We start from the raw sequence: 18003 nt of genomic DNA on the forward strand, positions 1-18003 counted from the left end.
TAAACAATGGGAATAACAGGGAGACTTGCACCGATGGCTTTGGATCAGCAAAAAGGCGTTTGGAAATCAGGCAAGGGCAAGGGGCGGCATACGCCCAAGGGACGTCAGTTGCAGGATCAGGCCTGGGACGAGGTCCGTAGCCTTTTGGGCGCTGCGCCGCGCCGCCGTGACCTGTTGATCGAATATCTCCACCTGATTCAGGACGAATACGGACATCTGTCCGCCGCACATCTTCGCGCTTTGGCCGAGGAATTGCGTGTGAGCATGGCAGAGGTCTACGAAGTCGCGACCTTCTACGCACATTTCGACGTGGTCAAGGAAGGCGAGACACCGCCGCCCGCACTGACCATTCGCGTGTGCGATTCGCTGTCATGCGAGCTGGCTGGCGCGCAGCAACTGAAGGCGGCGCTGGAGGACGGGTTGGACGCCAGCGAGGTTCGCGTGTTGCGGGCGCCCTGCATGGGGCGTTGCGATACGGCCCCGGTGCTGGAGCTTGGCCACAACCATATAGATCACGCGACACCCGAAAAGGTGCGCCAAGCCATCGAAGCGCAGGACACCCACGCACATCTGCCCGATTACGAGCAATTCGACGCTTATGTCAGCGAGGGCGGTTACGAGTCGCTGAAATCCCTGCGCAAGAACGGCGACTGGGAAAAGGTTCAGGCCACCATCAAGGAATCCGGGCTGCGTGGCCTGGGCGGGGCCGGTTTCCCATCTGGCACGAAGTGGGGTTTCGTACGCGGGAATGCCGGGCCGCGCTATCTGGCCGTCAATGGCGATGAAGGCGAACCGGGCACGTTTAAGGACCGCTACTATCTTGAACGCACGCCGCATCTGTTCCTCGAAGGCATGTTGATCGCCGCCTGGGCGGTCGAGGCCGATACCTGCTTTATCTATATGCGCGATGAATATCCTGCCGTGCTGGAAATTCTGGCGCGCGAAATCGCGGCGCTGGAACAGGCGGGCATCGTGAAGCCTGGCTTTATCGAGCTGCGGCGCGGTGCCGGTGCCTATATCTGCGGCGAAGAATCCGCGATGATCGAAAGCATCGAGGGCAAGCGCGGCATGCCCCGTCATCGTCCGCCCTATGTGGCGGCGGTCGGCGTCTTCGGGCGACCCACGCTGGTGCATAACGTCGAGACTCTGCTGTGGATCGCGCGGGTCTGCCGTGAAGGGCCGGAATGCCTGAACACGACAGAAAGGAACGGGCGCACGGGGCTGCGCAGCTATTCGGTATCGGGCCGGGTGGCCAAGCCGGGCGTTTACCTTTTGCCAGCAGGTTCCACCATTCTGGACATCATCGAAGCCTGCGGTGGCATGGCGGATGGTCATGTTTTCAAGGCCTACCAGCCGGGCGGCCCTTCCTCGGGCCTGCTGCCTGCCTCGCTTGATGACGTGCCACTGGACTTTGATACGTTGCAGCCGCATGGAAGCTTCATCGGCTCTGCTGCTGTTGTGGTGCTGTCCGAGGCGGACAGTGCAAAGGCGGCGGCCCTGAACATGCTGCGCTTCTTCGAGGATGAAAGCTGTGGCCAATGCACGCCGTGCCGGGTGGGTTGCGAAAAGGCGGTCAAACTGATGCAGGCCGACACCTGGGATCAGGGCTTGCTTGAGGAATTGAGCACCGCGATGGTCGATGCGTCGATCTGCGGGCTGGGGCAGGCCGCACCCAACCCGATCCGGTTGGTGATGAAACATTTCGCGGATGAAGTCAGCGCCGGCCCGGCCAATAATGCCGAAAGCAATGCCTCTGACCGAGGGCTTGAAAGCAAGGAGCAACCGCAATGAGCGACACAGTCACATTCACCCTCGATGGTGAGACCGTAGAAGCAAAGGCGGGTCTGACAATCTGGGAAGTGGCCAATGGCCGCGGCCTGGTAATTCCCAATCTGTGCCACAAGCCCGCGCCGGGATACCGGCCGGACGGCAACTGCCGCGCCTGCATGGTCGAGATCGAAGGCGAACGCGTACTGGCCGCCTCGTGCATCCGTGAGCCGGCCGAGGGAATGGTCGTCACCACCAACAACGCGCGCGCCACCAATGCCCGCAAGATGGTGGTCGAGATGCTGCTGGCCGATCAGCCTGAACAAGACGTCGCCCACGACAAATCCAGCCATTTCTGGGACATGGCGGAAATGCAGGGCGTCAGCGAAAGCCGCTTTCCCAAATTGGAGGAAGGCCGCATTCCGCTGCTCGACGACAGCCATGTTGCGATGTCGGTCAATCTGGACGCCTGCATTCAATGCGGGCTGTGCGTCCGGGCGTGCCGTGAAGTTCAGGTCAATGACGTGATCGGTATGTCCGGTCGCGGGCATGATGCCTATCCGACATTCGATCTGGCCGACCCGATGGGCGACAGTACCTGTGTGGCCTGCGGCGAATGTGTGCAGGCTTGCCCGACAGGGGCTTTGATGCCCGCCACAGTCGTTGATGAAGCGCAGGTCGGCGACAGTGCCGATTTCGACAAAGAGGTTGAATCTGTCTGCCCGTTCTGCGGTGTGGGCTGTCAGGTCAGCCTCAAGGTCAAGGATGGCCGCGTCAAATATGTGGACGGGATCAATGGTCCTGCAAACGAAGGACGGCTTTGCGTCAAGGGGCGGTTCGGTTTCGACTATATCCACCACCCCCACCGCCTGACCAAACCGATGATCCGCCGCGAGGACGCGCCGCCCAAGGGGCTGAACGTCGATCCGGGCGATCTGTCCACCCATTTCCGCGAAGCCAGCTGGGACGAGGCGCTCGACTTCGCGGCCGGTGGCATGGCGCGGATCGCGCAGGCGCATGGCGGCAAGGCTGTCGCGGGCTTCGGCTCTGCCAAATGCACCAACGAAGAAGCTTATCTGTTTCAGAAGCTGATCCGCGAAGGGTTCAAGCATAACAACGTCGACCACTGCACGCGCCTGTGCCACGCGTCCTCGGTAACCGCTCTGATCGAAAACGTCGGGTCCGGTGCTGTCACGGCGACCTTCAACGAGATCGAAAATGCCGATGTGGCGATCATCATCGGGGCCAACCCGGTGGAAAACCACCCCGTCGCCGCCACGTTCTTCAAGCAGTTCACCAAGCGCGGTGGCAAGCTGATCGTCATGGACCCGCGCGGAGTCGGTTTGCGCCGTTTCGCCAGCCATATGTTGCAGTTCCGCCCCGGCGCGGACGTGTCGATGCTGAACGCGATCATGCATGTGATCGTCGAGGAAAAGCTTTACGACCAGCAGTATATCGACGCCTATACCGAAAACTGGGAAGCCGAGAAGGCCCATCTGAAGGATTTCAGCCCCGAAAAGATGGCCGAGATCTGCGGCATCGAGGCAGATGTGCTGCGCGATGTGGCACGGACCTTTGCCGGGGCCAAATCCGCGATGATCTTCTGGGGCATGGGCGTTTCCCAGCACATCCATGGCACCGACAATTCGCGCTGCCTGATTTCGCTGGCGCTGATGACCGGTCAGATTGGACGGCCGGGCACCGGACTTCACCCATTGCGCGGGCAGAACAACGTGCAGGGCGCGTCCGATGCGGGTCTGGTTCCGATGTTCTTGCCGGACTACCAGTCCGTCACGGATGACAATGTCCGAAAGGCGTTCACGGACGTTTGGGGCAGCGAGGATTTCAGCAATGAGAAGGGTCTGACCGTCACCGAGATCGTCGATGACATTCATGCGGGCCACACGCGGTCGATGTATATTCTGGGCGAGAACCCGGCGATGTCGGACCCGGATGTGGATCACGCCCGCGAGGCCTTTGCCAAGCTGGAGCATCTGGTCGTTCAGGACATCTTCCTGACCGAGACGGCGAACTATGCCGATGTCCTTCTGCCCGCCTCGACCCTGTATGAGAAATCCGGCACGGTCAGCAACACCAACCGGCAGGTGCAGATGGTGCGTCAGGCCGTGCCACCGCCTGGCGACGCGAAAGAGGACTGGTGGATCGAGGTTGAACTCGCCAAACGTCTTGGCTTGGGCTGGACCTATACTGATCCCGGTCAGGTGTTCGAAGAGATGGCAGTGAATATGCGCTCTCTTGACAACATCACATGGGAACGCCTGAAAACCGAGGCGGTCACCTACCCGTCGCTGTCACCTGAAGATCCCGGTCAGCCCGTTGTGTTCGGGGATGGATTCCCGCGCCCTGATGGTCGTGCGAAGTTCACGCCCGCCAGCGTGATCGCGCCTGACGAGGTGCCCGACGCCGAGTATCCGATGATCCTGACCACGGGTCGTCAGCTTGAGCACTGGCATACCGGATCAATGACGCGCCGCGCCAAGGTGCTCGATTCGGTCGAGCCAGAGGCCAACGCGTCGCTGCATCCGAAAACCTTGCGTAAGATGGGCGTGGAACCGGGCGGGATGATCAACCTGACGACCAGGCGGGGTACGATTACGATCATGGCCCGAGCAGATCGCGCCATCTCGGAGGATATGGTGTTTCTGCCGTTTGCCTATGTCGAGGCCGCGGCCAATATTCTCACCAACCCGGCGATCGACCCTTACGGCAAGATTCCGGAATTCAAGTTCGCCGCCGTCCGGGTGGAAAAGGCACCGGACAGCGCATTGGTTGCCGAATGATCGGCAATCCAACAGACCACAGCACTCAATCCTGACAGGGAGCACGACCAAATGGCCTTCAAGACCGACATCCAAATCGCCCGCGAAGCGAAGAAACGACCCATCCAGGAGATCGGCGAGAAATTGGGCATCGGCAGCGACGATCTGCTGCCCTACGGCCACGACAAGGCGAAGGTCAGCCAGACCTTCATCGACGGGGTGCAGAAGAATAGCAATGGCAAGCTGATCCTTGTCACCGCGATCAACCCGACACCTGCCGGTGAAGGCAAGACGACAACAACCGTGGGTCTGGGCGACGGTCTGAACCGGATCGGAAAGAAAGCGGCCGTTTGTATCCGCGAAGCCTCGCTTGGACCGAATTTCGGCATGAAGGGTGGCGCTGCTGGTGGCGGCTATGCACAGATCGTTCCGATGGAAGAAATGAACCTGCATTTCACGGGCGATTTCCACGCGATCACCTCTGCCCATTCGTTGCTGTCGGCTATGATCGACAACCACATCTACTGGGGCAACGAGCTTGAGATCGACACGCGCCGCGTCGTTTGGCGCCGCATCGTCGACATGAACGACCGCGCGCTGCGCCAGATCACTGCCAGCCTGGGCGGCGTGGCCAACGGCTTCCCGCGCGAAACCGGGTTCGACATTACCGTCGCGTCCGAGGTCATGGCGATCTTGTGTCTCGCCCGGAATCTGGAAGACCTGCAAAAACGACTTGGCGATATGATCGTGGCCTATCGCCGCGACAAGACTCCGGTCTTTGCTCGCGACATCAAGGCCGACGGCGCGATGACCGTTCTGCTGAAGGACGCGATGCAGCCCAACCTGGTGCAGACGCTGGAAAACAACCCGGCCTTTGTGCATGGCGGACCTTTCGCCAATATCGCGCATGGCTGTAATTCGGTCATCGCCACAACCACCGCTCTGAAGCTTGCGGATTACGTCGTGACCGAAGCCGGTTTCGGTGCTGATCTGGGTGCCGAGAAGTTCATGAATATCAAATGCCGCAAGGCCGGTCTGGCACCGTCCTGTGTGGTGCTGGTCGCCACGGTGCGGGCGATGAAGATGAACGGTGGCGTTGTCAAGGCTGATCTGGGTGCTGAGAACGTGGACGCGGTCAAGAAGGGCTGCGCGAACCTGGGCCGCCATATCGAGAACGTCAAATCCTTTGGTGTGCCGGTGGTCGTTGCGATCAACCATTTCGTGACGGATACCGATGCCGAGGTTGATGCGGTCAAGGAATATGTCAAGGGGCAGGGGTCCGAGGCGATCCTGTCGCGTCATTGGGAGTTGGGGTCCGAAGGGTCTGCCGATCTGGCGACGCGTGTGGCCGAAATCGCCGATGGTGAAAGCGCCAATTTCTCACCGATCTATCCCGACGAAATGCCACTGATGCAGAAGATCGAAACCGTGGCCAAGCGGATCTACCGCGCCGATGAGGTGCTGGCGGATCAGAAGGTTCGCAATCAGCTCAAGGAATGGGAAGCGCAGGGATATGGCAATCTGCCAATCTGCATGGCCAAGACCCAATACAGCTTTACCACCGATCCCGATCGTCGCGGTGCGCCTACCGGGTTCAGCGTGCCGGTCCGCGAGGTTCGTCTGAGTGCGGGCGCGGGTTTCGTGGTGGTGATCTGCGGTGAAATCATGACCATGCCCGGCCTGCCGCGCGTGCCTTCGGCGGAGAATATCAGGCTCAACGCAGACGGCGACGTCGAAGGGTTGTTTTGACTTGACGGGCGGGACGTCGCGCGGCTGCGCCGACGCCCCGCCCACCCTCCCATCTGCCGCCTGGTTCTGACTTTTGGTGGTGGATATTCCGGCCCAGACAAACAAGAAGGTAATCCGATGACAGCGACAATCATCGACGGCAAGGCATTCGCGGCACGCGTGCGCGAACAGGTGGCTGAGCATGTGAAGCGATTGAAGACAGACCATGGCATCAAGCCGGGTCTGGCGGTTGTGCTTGTCGGCGAAGATCCGGCATCGCAGGTCTATGTCCGTTCAAAGGGCAAGATGACGGTCGAGGTCGGCATGAATTCGGTCGAGCACAAGCTGGATGCCGATACGTCAGAAGCCGATCTGCTGTCACTGATCGACCAGTTGAACAATGATCCCGAGATTCACGGCATTCTGGTGCAACTGCCTTTGCCGAAACATCTGGACGAAGATCTGGTGATCAATTCGGTCGCGCCGGAAAAGGATGTCGACGGGTTTCACATTTCCAACGTGGGACTGTTGGGCACCGGGCAGAAAAGCATGGTGCCCTGCACGCCGCTGGGCTGTCTCATGATGCTGCGAGACCACCATGGCAGCCTGTCGGGAATGGACGCGGTTGTCATTGGACGGTCCAATATCGTGGGCAAGCCGATGGCGCAATTGTTGCTGGGAGACAGCTGCACCGTGACCATCGCGCATAGCCGCACGAAGGATCTTGCCGATGTGGTGCGACGCGCGGATATCGTCGTTGCCGCCGTGGGGCGGCCCGAAATGGTGCCTGGCGACTGGATCAAGCCAGGCGCGACCGTGATTGATGTCGGCATCAACCGTATCGAGCGTGATGGCAAGAACAAGCTGGTCGGCGATGCCGATTTCGACAGCTGTGCCGCCGTGGCAGGCGCGATCACGCCCGTGCCGGGTGGCGTCGGCCCGATGACCATTGCCTGTTTGCTGGCGAACACCGTGACGGCCTGTTGCCGGGCGAATGGCCTTGCTGAACCTGAGGGACTCACGGCGTGAAGGATGCGCCACAAGACCATCGGCTGATCGACGGCAAGGCCGTCATGGCGCGTATTCTGGATGATGTATCCGCCTATTTCGCGGGTGCCGATATCGGCCAGAAGGGCGCTCGGCTGGTTTCCGTCAGTATCGGCGACAGCCCCGAAGTCGCGGTCTATGTGCGCAATCAGGCGCTGGCCGCGCAAAAGGCCGGCCTGCGCTTCTATCAAGAGCTCTGGAGCGATGAGGTCAGCCAGGAAGAGTGCAAGCAACTGATCGTCGAGATGAACGACGATCCCAGCATTGTTGGCATCATTCTGCAACGCCCTGTTCCGGATCATATCAATGTCCGCTCGTTGCAGTCGGCTATTCATCCGTTGAAGGATGTGGAGGGTATGAACCCCGCCTCCATCGGGAATATCGTCTATTCAGACATGGCGCTGGCACCCTGTACGGCGGCGGCGGCGGTTGAATTGATCAGGGAAACCGGATTGGAGCTCAAGGGGCTCGAAGTTGTCATGGTCGGCCATTCGGAGATCGTCGGCAAGCCGGCGGCTTTGCTTTTGATGGCGGAGGGTGCGACCGTCACCGTCTGTCATCACATGACCAGGGCGCTTGCGATGCATTCGCGGCGCGCGGATGTCCTGGTGGTTGCGGTGGGGAAACCGCATCTGATCGGGGCTGATATGGTCAAGCCGGGCGCGGTCGTGATCGATATTGGTATCAACCAGATCACCGACGCATCCGGTAAAACCCAGATCGTCGGAGATGTTGATACGGCTGCCGTCAAGGAGGTCGCCGGTTGGGTGACGCCTGTGCCGGGCGGGGTGGGGCCGGTGACGGTGGCCATTCTGATGCGCAACGCGATGATCGCGCACCAGCGTCAGAAGGAGGTTGGCTGGATCTGCTGAGGCTGACTGCATCTTGGCGGGTCTCTTTTTGAGAGGAAGGAGGACGAACATGAAGCAGAGCATGCTGGAACAGATCGGCGGCGAAGACGCGCTGCGCAAGCTGGTGAATGATTTTTACGACCTCATCGAGACGATGCCCGAAGGTGCCGAGATCAAGAAGATGCATGACCGGGGCCATGGGTTGGCGCATGTCCGGCTGGAACAGTTCAACTTCATGTCCGGTTTTCTGGGTGGTCGGCGCTATTACGAAGAGAAATTCGGCCATATGGACGTGAAATTGATGCATGAACATGTGCCGATTTCAGAAGCGGAAGCCGAAAACTGGTTGACCTGTATGGATAAGGCACTCGAAGCCAACGGGCTTGCCGGACCTGAAGTCGAACGATTGCGCGGCGTGCTCCGGCGTGTGGCGATGCTTCTGGTCAACGATTTGGGTGCCTGGGGTGTCCCAGCGACCGAGGGACCGCAGAAAACCTGATAATCTTCTTTGGCACTCTCTGAACGTTCGCATTGCAAGCGCGTCTGCCGGGGCAGGCGCGCCTTTTTTCGCATTCAGGCGACGAAGGACTGCAAGAGCGATCTTATCGCGCGTCGGATGGCAAATGGCACCCGTCGGCCGGGAGGGGTGTGCCGACGGGTGCGCCCGATACTGTCATGCTACTGCAAGGCAGCAGCGGCGACATTCACGGGATGGGTAGACGGCTGACGCGCCAGAATGCGCGTCAGCCATAATGCTAGCCGGCGCTGATCTGCTTGGCCTTCTCCACCAGGACTTCGGCTTGGCGGATGGAGGCATAGTCGATCAGACGGCCATCAAGCGATACAGCACCTTTGCCTGCCGCTTCGGCTTCGGCCATCGCCTTGAGGATACGTTCGGCCCGATCCACCTCGTCTTTGGAGGGGCTCATCACCTCGTTTGCGAGGGCGATCTGGCTAGGGTGGATTGCCCATTTGCCCTCGCAGCCGATCACAGCCGCACGGTACGCGGCTGCCTTGAACCCGTCGGGATCGGAAAAATCGCCGAACGGGCCGTCAAGCGGACGCAACCCGTTGGCGCGGGCGGCAACAACCATGCGTGAAATGGCGTAATGCCACATATCGCCCCAATGAGTTTGACGATTTCCGTCTCCATCGGGGTCCGTCAGCACAGAGTAATGCTCGTTCACGCCGCCGATAACCGTGGTCCGGGCGCGGGTGCTTGCAGCATAGTCCGCGACACCGAAATGCAGGCTTTCGTTGCGTTTGGATGCGGCGGCGATCTCATGGACATTCTGCATGCCCAGGGCTGTTTCGATGATATGCTCGAAGCCGATGCGCTTTTTCAGACCTGTGGCATCCTCGATTTGAGTCACCAACATGTCCACCGCGTAGACATCTGCGGCAGTGCCAACTTTGGGTATCATGATCAGGTCCAGACGTTCCCCGGCCTGTTCAACGATGTCGACAACGTCGCGATACATGTAGTGCGTATCCAGCCCGTTGATTCGAATCGACATGGATTTTCGTCCCCAGTCGATTTCATTCAACGCCTTGATGATGTTCTTTCGGGCTTGCAATTTTTCGTCGGGAGCGACGGCATCTTCGAGATCCAGAAAGATCACGTCGGCGTCGGAATCAGCTGCTTTTTCAAACATTTGCGGCTGACTTCCGGGAACGGCCAACTCGCTTCTGTTCAGGCGTCCGGGGGCCTGTTCGATTGGATGGAAACTCATGTTCTATGCTCCTTGGCGGTCATTGCTCTGGCAGCCCCTATGCAAGTAGGAAGAATAGTTTCCTGTCAAGAAAATAATTCCGAGCCTGTCAAACTGGGTCATTCTTTTGCTTGCTGACGCGAGGCACGTTCTCCGGGCAAGCGGCTGCTGTAGTAGAAAGCGATCGCTTGCGCCCGGTTCCTGACCGAGAGTTTTTCGAACAGGTTCGAGAGATGGAATTTCACGGTGTTTATCGAAATATCCAATTCCTTCGAAAGCTCGCGATTGGTCAGACCTTTCGACAGCGCCTCGAGCATGATCCGTTCCCGCCGCGACAGGGAATGGATCGGATCCTTCTGAAGGTCGCGCACATCGAGAAACGGAAAGACCATCTGGCCCGCCGCGACCGCGATGCAGGTGTCAAGCAACCCCTCGACAGGGCCGTTCCGCGCCACAAAACCGGCCGCACCTGCCGCCATCGCCCCGCGATGCGCATCGCTGTTCTCATCCGCATAGACGACAAGCCGCGGTGCTTTTTCGTGCTCGCGCAATACTTCCAGCAACCTGGCGCCGCCAAGCACGGGCAGATTCCAGTCGATGACACCGACCTGCACCGGCACCCGCATGACCGTTCCAAGAAAACCTTCGGCGGTACCGGAGGTCGCAATCAAAGAGAATCGCTTGTCGCGTTCGAAATAGGCGGACATCGCCGACAGCACGAGCGGATTGCTGTCGGCCAACATGATGCTGATCGGTGGTGCGATTTCCTTAACCATATCAAATCATAGCCTTTATCTGAATAAACCATGCCTCTGGGTAGGGGTAAAATCTGTATACCGTAGCATTCTTGCCTGAAAGAATAGGAAAATTACCACCCATTTAGATACCCAAAAGCAGTAATGACGGATGTTGTGCGGTTTGTCGAGTAGGTGTTTCCTGAAGAGGACTGGAAATTAACTGATAGGAAAAATATCAGCATGACCGACACTGAGATCTTCCCGCAGCTCGACATTCCGCAAACTCTTGCCGCAGGGCCTGGGCCCGGCAATACCGATCCTCGTGTGTTGCAGCGTTTCACCGCTGCGGGGGTCGCGGATCATATGCAACCCGATGTGTTGCGCGGCATGGTCGAGGCAAAACACATGTTGCGCGATGTAATGGGTACGCGCAACGTTCATACTTTCGGCGTTGCCGGTACGGGCTGGAGCGGCCTGGACGTAATGTTCAACGCGGTGATGCCGGGCGACAAGGTCGTCGTGTTCAACAACGGCACGTTTTCAGGGATCGATGGCCTGACTGTCCGCATGAAGGCAGCGACCGCCGAGGAACTCGCAGCCAATCCACTTGACCCCAAGCCCGCCTTTGTCACCATCATCGACGTGCCGCATGGCGAGTCAGTCAGCGGCGAAATCGTTGAAAAAGCCCTGGCAGAGCATAAACCGAAATGGGCCGCGATGGCGCATTGGGAAACCGGTTCAGGCCGGATCAACGATCTGCGCGGGTTCTCGGATGCCTGCGAGCGCTATGATGTCATGGGCCTGATCGACGCTGTGTCGTCGCTGGGCGTCGAGGATTTCCGGATTGACGATTTCCCCGGCGTGCATGGGTGGGCCTCGTGCCCTCAGAAAGGCATCTGCTGCCTGCCGCTGACCTACGCTCCGGTGTCCTTCACCGATCGCTATATCGACGTTCTGAAATCCACGGGCTGCCGCAGCTTCGTGCATCATCCGATCCTCGAAGCGCGTCACTGGGGCATTATCGACGGCAAGGATGCAGAGAAGGGTGTCTATCACCGCACGCACAGCCCCTATGCCGTCGCCGCCTTTCACGAGGCGCTGCGGATCACGCTTCAGCATGGCGTCGCACAGCGCGCACGGGATTATGCCTTCCACGAGGCAGCGCTCCGCGAAGCCGTGACGACAATGGGGTGCAAGGTGTCGTCGAACATGACGTCGCTGGTGGTGCTGAACCTGCCCGAGGAATTGGCAGGCCGCGAGATGGAACTGGTGCAGAACTGTCGGGCCAACGGTTTCGGTATCTGGCCGACACTGTCGCAACCGGTGCAGATCCGTATCGGTATTCTCAACCTGCTGACGCAGGAAGCGATCCTTGAGATCGCGACACGGTTTGGCGAGGCGATGCGCGAATTGGGTGCCAAGATCGACACCGATGCGGTCCGCGATGGGCTGAACCGGCATTACGACACCGATATCGCAGCGGAATAATCTGTCACCGGGAGGAACAGAACTATGGATATCCACGAGTATCAGGCCAAGGAAGTGCTGAGCAACTTTGGCGTCGAGGTGCCCCCAGGGGCATTGGCCTACAGCCCTGAACAGGCCGCATATCGCGCCCGCGAAATGGGCGGTGAGCGTTGGGTGGTCAAGGCGCAGATCCACGCCGGCGGGCGAGGCTTGGCCGGCGGCGTCAAGGTTTGCAACAGCGACGTCGAAATTCAGGAAGTCACGGAAAACATGTTCGGTCGCAGGCTGGTCACGCATCAGACCGGCCCCGAAGGCAAAGGCATCTACCGTGTCTATGTCGAGGCGGCGGTGCCGATCGACCGCGAGATCTATCTGGGCTTCGTTCTGGACCGGACAAGCCAGCGCGTGATGATCGTGGCGAGCGCCGAAGGCGGCATGGAGATCGAGGACATCTCTGCCGACCGACCTGACAGTATCGTGCGCGCCACCGTCGAACCGGCTGTGGGTTTGCAGGAATTCCAGTGTCGCGAGATCGCTTTCAAGCTGGGGATCGACGCAGGGATGGTGCAGCAGATGGTGCGCACCCTTCAGGGATGTTTCCGCGCTTTCACCGAGCTTGACGCGACGATGGTAGAGATCAACCCGCTGGTCATCACCGGGGACAACCGTATCCTGGCGCTCGACGCCAAGATGACCTTCGACGACAACGCGCTGTTCCGGCATCCGCAGATTTCCGAACTGCGCGACAAATCGCAGGAAGATCCGCGCGAAAGCCGCGCGGCCGACCGCGGACTGTCCTATGTCGGTCTGGATGGCAATATCGGCTGCATCGTCAACGGTGCCGGGCTTGCAATGGCCACGATGGACACAATCATGCTTGCCGGCGGCGAACCAGCGAATTTCCTCGATATCGGGGGCGGCGCAACGCCTGAACGGGTTGCCAAGGCATTCCGTCTGGTTTTGTCCGACGCCAAGGTCGAAGCGATCCTTGTCAATATTTTTGCCGGCATCAACCGGTGTGACTGGGTGGCCGAAGGCGTGGTGAAGGCGCTGCGCGAAGTCGAAGTCAACGTGCCGGTGATCGTGCGCCTTGCCGGAACCAATGTCGAGGAGGGTCAGAAGATCCTCGCCGAAAGCGGTCTGCCACTTATCAGGGCAACGACCCTTGTCGAAGCCGCTGAACGCGCCGTCGGCGCATGGCAGAGCGATCTTGATCAAAGCACCAAAGTGAGGGCCGTGTAATGAGCATCTATCTGGACCGCGACACGAAAGTGCTTGTGCAGGGAATTACCGGCAAAATGGCCCGGTTCCATACCAAGGACATGATCGAATATGGCACCAATGTCGTGGGCGGTGTCGTGCCCGGCAAGGGTGGCGAAACCGTCGAAGGCGTTCCCGTCTTCAACACGATGAAGGAAGCCGTCGCCGAAACGGGTGCCGAGGCGACCCTTGTCTTTGTTCCGCCGCCCTTTGCCGCCGACAGTATAATGGAAGCTGCCGATGCGGGGATCCGGTATTGCGTCTGCATCACCGACGGCATTCCCGCGCAGGACATGATCCGGGTGAAACGCTACATGTACCGCTATCCGAAAGAGCGGCGCATGGTGTTGACCGGCCCGAACTGTGCCGGAACGATCAGCCCCGGCAAGGCGCTTCTGGGGATCATGCCTGGACATATCTATCTGCAAGGCAATGTGGGCATCGTCGGGCGGTCCGGGACGTTGGGGTATGAGGCCGCGGCCCAGCTCAAGGAGCGTGGGATCGGGATATCCACCTCGGTGGGGATTGGCGGCGATCCGATCAACGGGTCCTCCTTCCGCGATATCCTTGAACAGTTCGAGAATGACCCGGACACGCATACCATCTGCATGATCGGCGAGATCGGCGGGCCGCAGGAAGCCGAAGCCGCCGAATATATCCGCGATCACGTCAGCAAGCCGGTGGTCGCCTATGTGGCCGGTCTGACCGCACCGAAGGGCCGCACGATGGGGCATGCCGGTGCGATCATCTCGGCCTTCGGGGAAAGCGCCAGCGAAAAGGTGGAAATTCTGACCGCCGCGGGCGTGACCGTTGCCGAAAACCCTGCGGTGATCGGTGAAACCATCGAACGTGTCATGCAATAGGAGGTTGTTCCAATGGTGAAGCCCAAGGTTCTGGTCACGCGTCGCTGGCCCGCAGCGGTCGAAGCGCAACTTTCCGAAAGTTTCGATACGGTTCTCAACACATCGGACAAACCGCTTGGCCCGGAAGATTTTCGGGCGGCGCTGTCTTCCTGTGATGCGGTTCTGCCCACCGTCACCGATTCAATCGGCGGCGAGGCGATGCAGATGAAGTCTGTACAGACCAGGATCATCGCCAATTACGGGGTCGGTTATACCCATATCGACATCGCCGCCGCGAATGATCTTGGGATCACCGTCACGAACACACCGGATGTTCTCAGCGAATGCACCGCCGATCTTGCCATGACGCTTTTGCTGATGGTTGCAAGGCGGGCAGGCGAAGGCGAACGTGAGATCCGCGAAGGCCGCTGGACGGGATGGCGGCCGACGCATCTGGTTGGAACCAAGGTCTCGGGCAAGACGCTCGGGATCATCGGGTTCGGCAGGATCGGTCAGGAGGTTGCCCGCCGGGCGCATCATGGTTTCGGCATGAAGATCGTGGTGCAAAACCGCAGCAAGGTCGCGCCCGAAGTGCTGGCGCAATGCAACGCCACCCAGGTCGATGACATCGAAACCCTGATGCCGCTTTGCGATTTCGTTTCGCTGCATTGTCCGGGCGGTGCCGAAAACCGCAACATGATCAACTCTGCCCGGCTGGAACTGATGAAACCGGATGCCTTCCTTATCAACACGGCCCGTGGCGAGGTGATAGACGAACTGGCGCTGTCGCAGGCGCTTTGGTTCAACACGATCGGAGGGGCAGCACTTGATGTGTTCGTGGGCGAACCGCGGATCAATCCGGCCCTTCTGGACTGTGACCGTCTGGTGATGCTGCCGCATCTGGGCAGCGCCACCCACGAATCCCGCGAGGCAATGGGCTTCAGGGTCATTGATAACCTGCGCGATTTCTTTGAAGGGCGCGAACCGAGGGACAGGGTCAACTGATGGCACAAGCCGAGGCGTCCACCGGGCCGGAGCACGCTCTTGCAGTGTCCGATGCCTATGCCGACACCCTGCGGACGGAGGTCCAGGAACTGTGGCGCAATGTGATCTCACATCGCGCGCCGCAGGCCCTGCCTTTGCTCGACAGCTCTGATGGCTCCCTGCCGCAAGGCAAGGATCAGGCCAGCTACCTTCAGGCACTGAACATCTGGTTTCAGCTTCTCAAGATTGTCGAGGAAAACGCCGCGATGCGGGCCCGGCGCGAGGCAGAGACCAAAGACGGTGCCGATGCGGTGAGTGGCAGCTTTGCCAGAGCACTGGCTGACGCGGCCGATGTGTCGCGGTCGGAATTCGACGATGCCGCGCAGCGCCTGTCTGTCGGTCCGACGCTGACGGCCCACCCGACCGAAGCAAAGCGCGTGACCGTATTGGAGATTCATCGCCGCATATATCGCGGTCTGGTGAAGCTGGAAACCCGCCGTTGGACGCCGCGCGAACGGCGCGACCTCATGCGCGATCTGGAAAGCGAAATCGACCTTCTGTGGCTGACCGGTGAGTTGCGTTTGCAACGCCCCACGCCCGAGGATGAAATCGAATGGGGCTTGCAGTTTTTCCGCGATGCGCTGTTCGACGCGGTGCCCGAACTCTATCACAGGTTCCATGATGCCGCGCAAAGCCGCTTCGGTATCGGGGGCAATACGTCGCCTTGTGTGCATTTCCATTCCTGGATCGGTGGGGATCGCGACGGCAACCCCAATGTCACAACGCAGACCACGCGCGCCGCGCTGGAGAGGAACCGGGCAACCATCCTTGCGCGATATGTGTCCGAACTGACCGATGCCGCGCGCCACATCAGTGTCAGCACCGCGATTGCCGGACTGCCGTCTGAGACGCTTGAAGTGCTGACAAAGATCATAGATGCAGCGCCACCTGCCGACAGCCCCCTCCACCCCAATCCCGGCGAGCATTTTCGTCAGGCGCTAAGCGCGATTGCGCGGCGCATAAAGGCCACGCAATCAGGTGGGGCAGGGACGTATCGGCAGGTTCGGGACTTTATTCAGGATCTGCGCCGGATCGCGGACGGCCTTGTCGCAATCGGTGCCGCCCGGTTGGCGGCCCGACACATCCAGCCGATCCGCTGGCAGGCGGAGGTGTTCGGGTTTCGGACCGTTACGCTGGACGTCCGGCAAAACTCTTCCGTGACCACGCGCGTGATCGCCGAAATCTGGACATTGACCGAAACCCCGCCTGAATATGGAACACCTGAATGGTCTGCACGTCTGCGGCAGGATCTGGGCAGCGCCGATCTGCGATGGGTCGATCACGACAAGCTGGGCGACGAAGCCCGCGAAATGATGGCGTTGCTGACACTGATGCGACAGGCATCTCTGGGCGGCGATCCGCAGGCGATGGGTCCGTTTATCCTGTCGATGACGCGGTCTTGTGACGACCTGCTTGGGGTCTATTTGCTGGCGCGATACGCTGGCTTTGGGGCCGAAAAGCTGGACCTGGCTGTTGTCCCGCTTTTTGAGACGATAGATGACCTGCGCGCTGCACCACAGATTCTGGACCAGTTGCTGAAGGTGCCGCTGGCCCGGCGCAGCCTTGTCGGCCGCGACAATCAGATCGAGGTGATGCTGGGCTATTCCGACAGCAACAAGGATGGTGGATTCATCTGTTCCACCTGGGAATTGGAAAAGGCGCAGCGCAACATCACCCGCAGTCTCAAGGCACATGATTGCCGCCCCGTCTTTTTCCACGGGCGCGGCGGGTCGGTCAGCCGGGGTGGCGCGCCGACGGAACGTGCCATCGCGGCCCAGCCACATGGCACTGTGCACGGCAAGCTGCGGACCACCGAACAGGGCGAGGTCGTCTCGTCCAAATTTGCCAATCGCGGCACTGCCCAACATGAACTGGAACTGCTCGCATCCTCGGTTCTTGCGCGGTCGCTGAGCAAAGTCGCGCCCGAAAACAGGCCCGATTATCACGACGCGCTGGAGGCGCTGTCGGGAATGTCGCAGACCGCCTATAGCACTTTGCTGCACCAGCCCGGCTTCGTGAGCTATTTCCAATATGCCAGCCCGGTCGAGGAGCTGGCGATGCTCAAGATGGGGTCACGCCCGGCGCGGCGTTTCGGGGCCGAAAGCCTTGATGATCTGCGTGCGATCCCGTGGGTTTTTGCATGGTCGCAGAACCGTCACCTTATCACGGGCTGGTATGGATTCGGGTCCGCGATCACCTCTTTTCGACGGTTCCGCAAGGAAGAGGGCGATGTGCTGCTGCGGGCCATGTTCGCGCAATCGCCGCTTTTCCGGCTGATCGTGGACGAAGTGGAAAAGTCGCTGTTCCATACGGATATGGATGTGGCGGCGCGCTATGCCCAACTGCTTGCCGATACCGACATTCGCGACAACATATTCGGAATGATCCAGCGCGAATACGAGGCAAGCTGCCAATGCCTGCGCACGATCACCGGCTCCGGCCAGATCGGTGCCCGTTTCCCCATGATGAGCAGCCGCTTTTCGCGGGTTCGGGGAGAACTGGACCGCGTGCATGATATGCAGATCGCGTTGCTGAAAGACAGCCGTTCGAAGACAGATGGTCCGGGAAGTGTGCCGCTGATGCAATCCATGAATTGTGTTGCCGCCGCACTTGGTTGGACCGGATAGCCCCAATATCGAAGGAAATGCAGACATGAATGCCCCCCACCGCGCCACTGGATTTTTCACTGAACCGCTTGCTGATCGTGACGCGGATGTTTTTGCCGCGATCACGGGCGAGCTTGGCCGCCAGCGCGACGAGATCGAGCT

The 18003-nt window shown here is 59.9% G+C and carries 13 protein-coding genes; 11 read left to right on the plus strand and 2 right to left on the minus strand.

All coding sequences use genetic code 11. The annotated features are described in order from the left end of the window. The first annotated feature begins 33 nt into the window (after window positions 1-33). The 6 genes from B8991_RS14565 (at window position 34) to B8991_RS14590 (ending at window position 8672) form a co-directional block, all read left to right on the plus strand. Complete coding sequence (locus tag B8991_RS14565) at window positions 34-1791, plus strand: NAD(P)H-dependent oxidoreductase subunit E (RefSeq protein ID WP_084353724.1); 1758 nt, start codon at window positions 34-36, stop codon at window positions 1789-1791. Beyond that, window positions 1788-4568 carry a formate dehydrogenase subunit alpha gene (gene fdhF / locus B8991_RS14570; RefSeq protein WP_084353725.1) on the plus strand — a complete coding sequence of 927 codons (2781 nt, stop codon included), beginning with the start codon at window positions 1788-1790 and terminating at the stop codon, window positions 4566-4568. The genes B8991_RS14565 and fdhF overlap by 4 nt, the downstream gene beginning before the upstream one ends. Window positions 4569-4619: 51 nt before the next feature. After that, complete coding sequence (locus B8991_RS14575; RefSeq protein ID WP_084353726.1) at window positions 4620-6296, plus strand: formate--tetrahydrofolate ligase; 1677 nt, start codon at window positions 4620-4622, stop codon at window positions 6294-6296. A 117-nt stretch (window positions 6297-6413) separates the two neighbouring features. Then, window positions 6414-7304, plus strand: a complete 891-nt coding sequence (gene folD / locus B8991_RS14580; protein ID WP_084353727.1) for a bifunctional methylenetetrahydrofolate dehydrogenase/methenyltetrahydrofolate cyclohydrolase FolD — start codon at window positions 6414-6416, stop codon at window positions 7302-7304. After that, the gene (locus B8991_RS14585; RefSeq protein ID WP_084353728.1) at window positions 7301-8194 is read left to right on the plus strand and encodes a bifunctional 5,10-methylenetetrahydrofolate dehydrogenase/5,10-methenyltetrahydrofolate cyclohydrolase; all 894 of its coding nucleotides are present in this window, start codon (window positions 7301-7303) and stop codon (window positions 8192-8194) included. The genes folD and B8991_RS14585 overlap by 4 nt, the downstream gene beginning before the upstream one ends. A gap of 49 nt (window positions 8195-8243) precedes the next feature. Then, window positions 8244-8672: a group II truncated hemoglobin gene (locus tag B8991_RS14590; RefSeq protein ID WP_084353729.1), complete on the plus strand. Its 429-nt coding sequence runs from the start codon at window positions 8244-8246 to the stop codon at window positions 8670-8672. Between the two features lie 256 nt (window positions 8673-8928). Here the strand turns inward: B8991_RS14590 and B8991_RS14600 are convergent, their stop codons facing one another. Then, window positions 8929-9906, minus strand: coding sequence for an HpcH/HpaI aldolase/citrate lyase family protein (locus B8991_RS14600; RefSeq protein WP_084353731.1), 978 nt, complete (start codon window positions 9904-9906; stop codon window positions 8929-8931). A gap of 98 nt (window positions 9907-10004) precedes the next feature. Further along, entirely contained in the window at window positions 10005-10661 is a 657-nt protein-coding gene (locus B8991_RS14605; protein ID WP_235866642.1) for a response regulator transcription factor, read from the minus strand. A 201-nt stretch (window positions 10662-10862) separates the two neighbouring features. On the opposite strand from B8991_RS14605, the gene B8991_RS14610 reads away from it, so the two are divergent. The 5 genes from B8991_RS14610 to B8991_RS14630 are packed head-to-tail and all read left to right on the plus strand — an operon-like array spanning window position 10863 to window position 17862. After that, window positions 10863-12110 (plus strand): pyridoxal-phosphate-dependent aminotransferase family protein, encoded by a 1248-nt coding sequence (locus B8991_RS14610; RefSeq protein ID WP_084353732.1) that lies wholly within the window; start codon window positions 10863-10865, stop codon window positions 12108-12110. A 24-nt stretch (window positions 12111-12134) separates the two neighbouring features. Continuing rightward, entirely contained in the window at window positions 12135-13331 is a 1197-nt protein-coding gene (locus B8991_RS14615; RefSeq protein WP_084353733.1) for a malate--CoA ligase subunit beta, read from the plus strand. Then, a complete protein-coding gene (gene sucD / locus B8991_RS14620) occupies window positions 13331-14212 on the plus strand; it encodes a succinate--CoA ligase subunit alpha (RefSeq protein WP_084353734.1) in 882 nt (293 codons plus the stop codon). The genes B8991_RS14615 and sucD overlap by 1 nt, the downstream gene beginning before the upstream one ends. Before the next feature lie 12 nt (window positions 14213-14224). Continuing rightward, complete coding sequence (locus B8991_RS14625) at window positions 14225-15196, plus strand: 2-hydroxyacid dehydrogenase (RefSeq protein WP_084353735.1); 972 nt, start codon at window positions 14225-14227, stop codon at window positions 15194-15196. Then, complete coding sequence (locus tag B8991_RS14630; RefSeq protein ID WP_084353736.1) at window positions 15196-17862, plus strand: phosphoenolpyruvate carboxylase; 2667 nt, start codon at window positions 15196-15198, stop codon at window positions 17860-17862. The genes B8991_RS14625 and B8991_RS14630 overlap by 1 nt, the downstream gene beginning before the upstream one ends. The last annotated feature ends 141 nt before the right edge of the window (window positions 17863-18003 follow it).

It is taken from the genome of Primorskyibacter flagellatus (assembly GCF_900176485.1).
Classification (GTDB): domain Bacteria; phylum Pseudomonadota; class Alphaproteobacteria; order Rhodobacterales; family Rhodobacteraceae; genus Primorskyibacter; species Primorskyibacter flagellatus.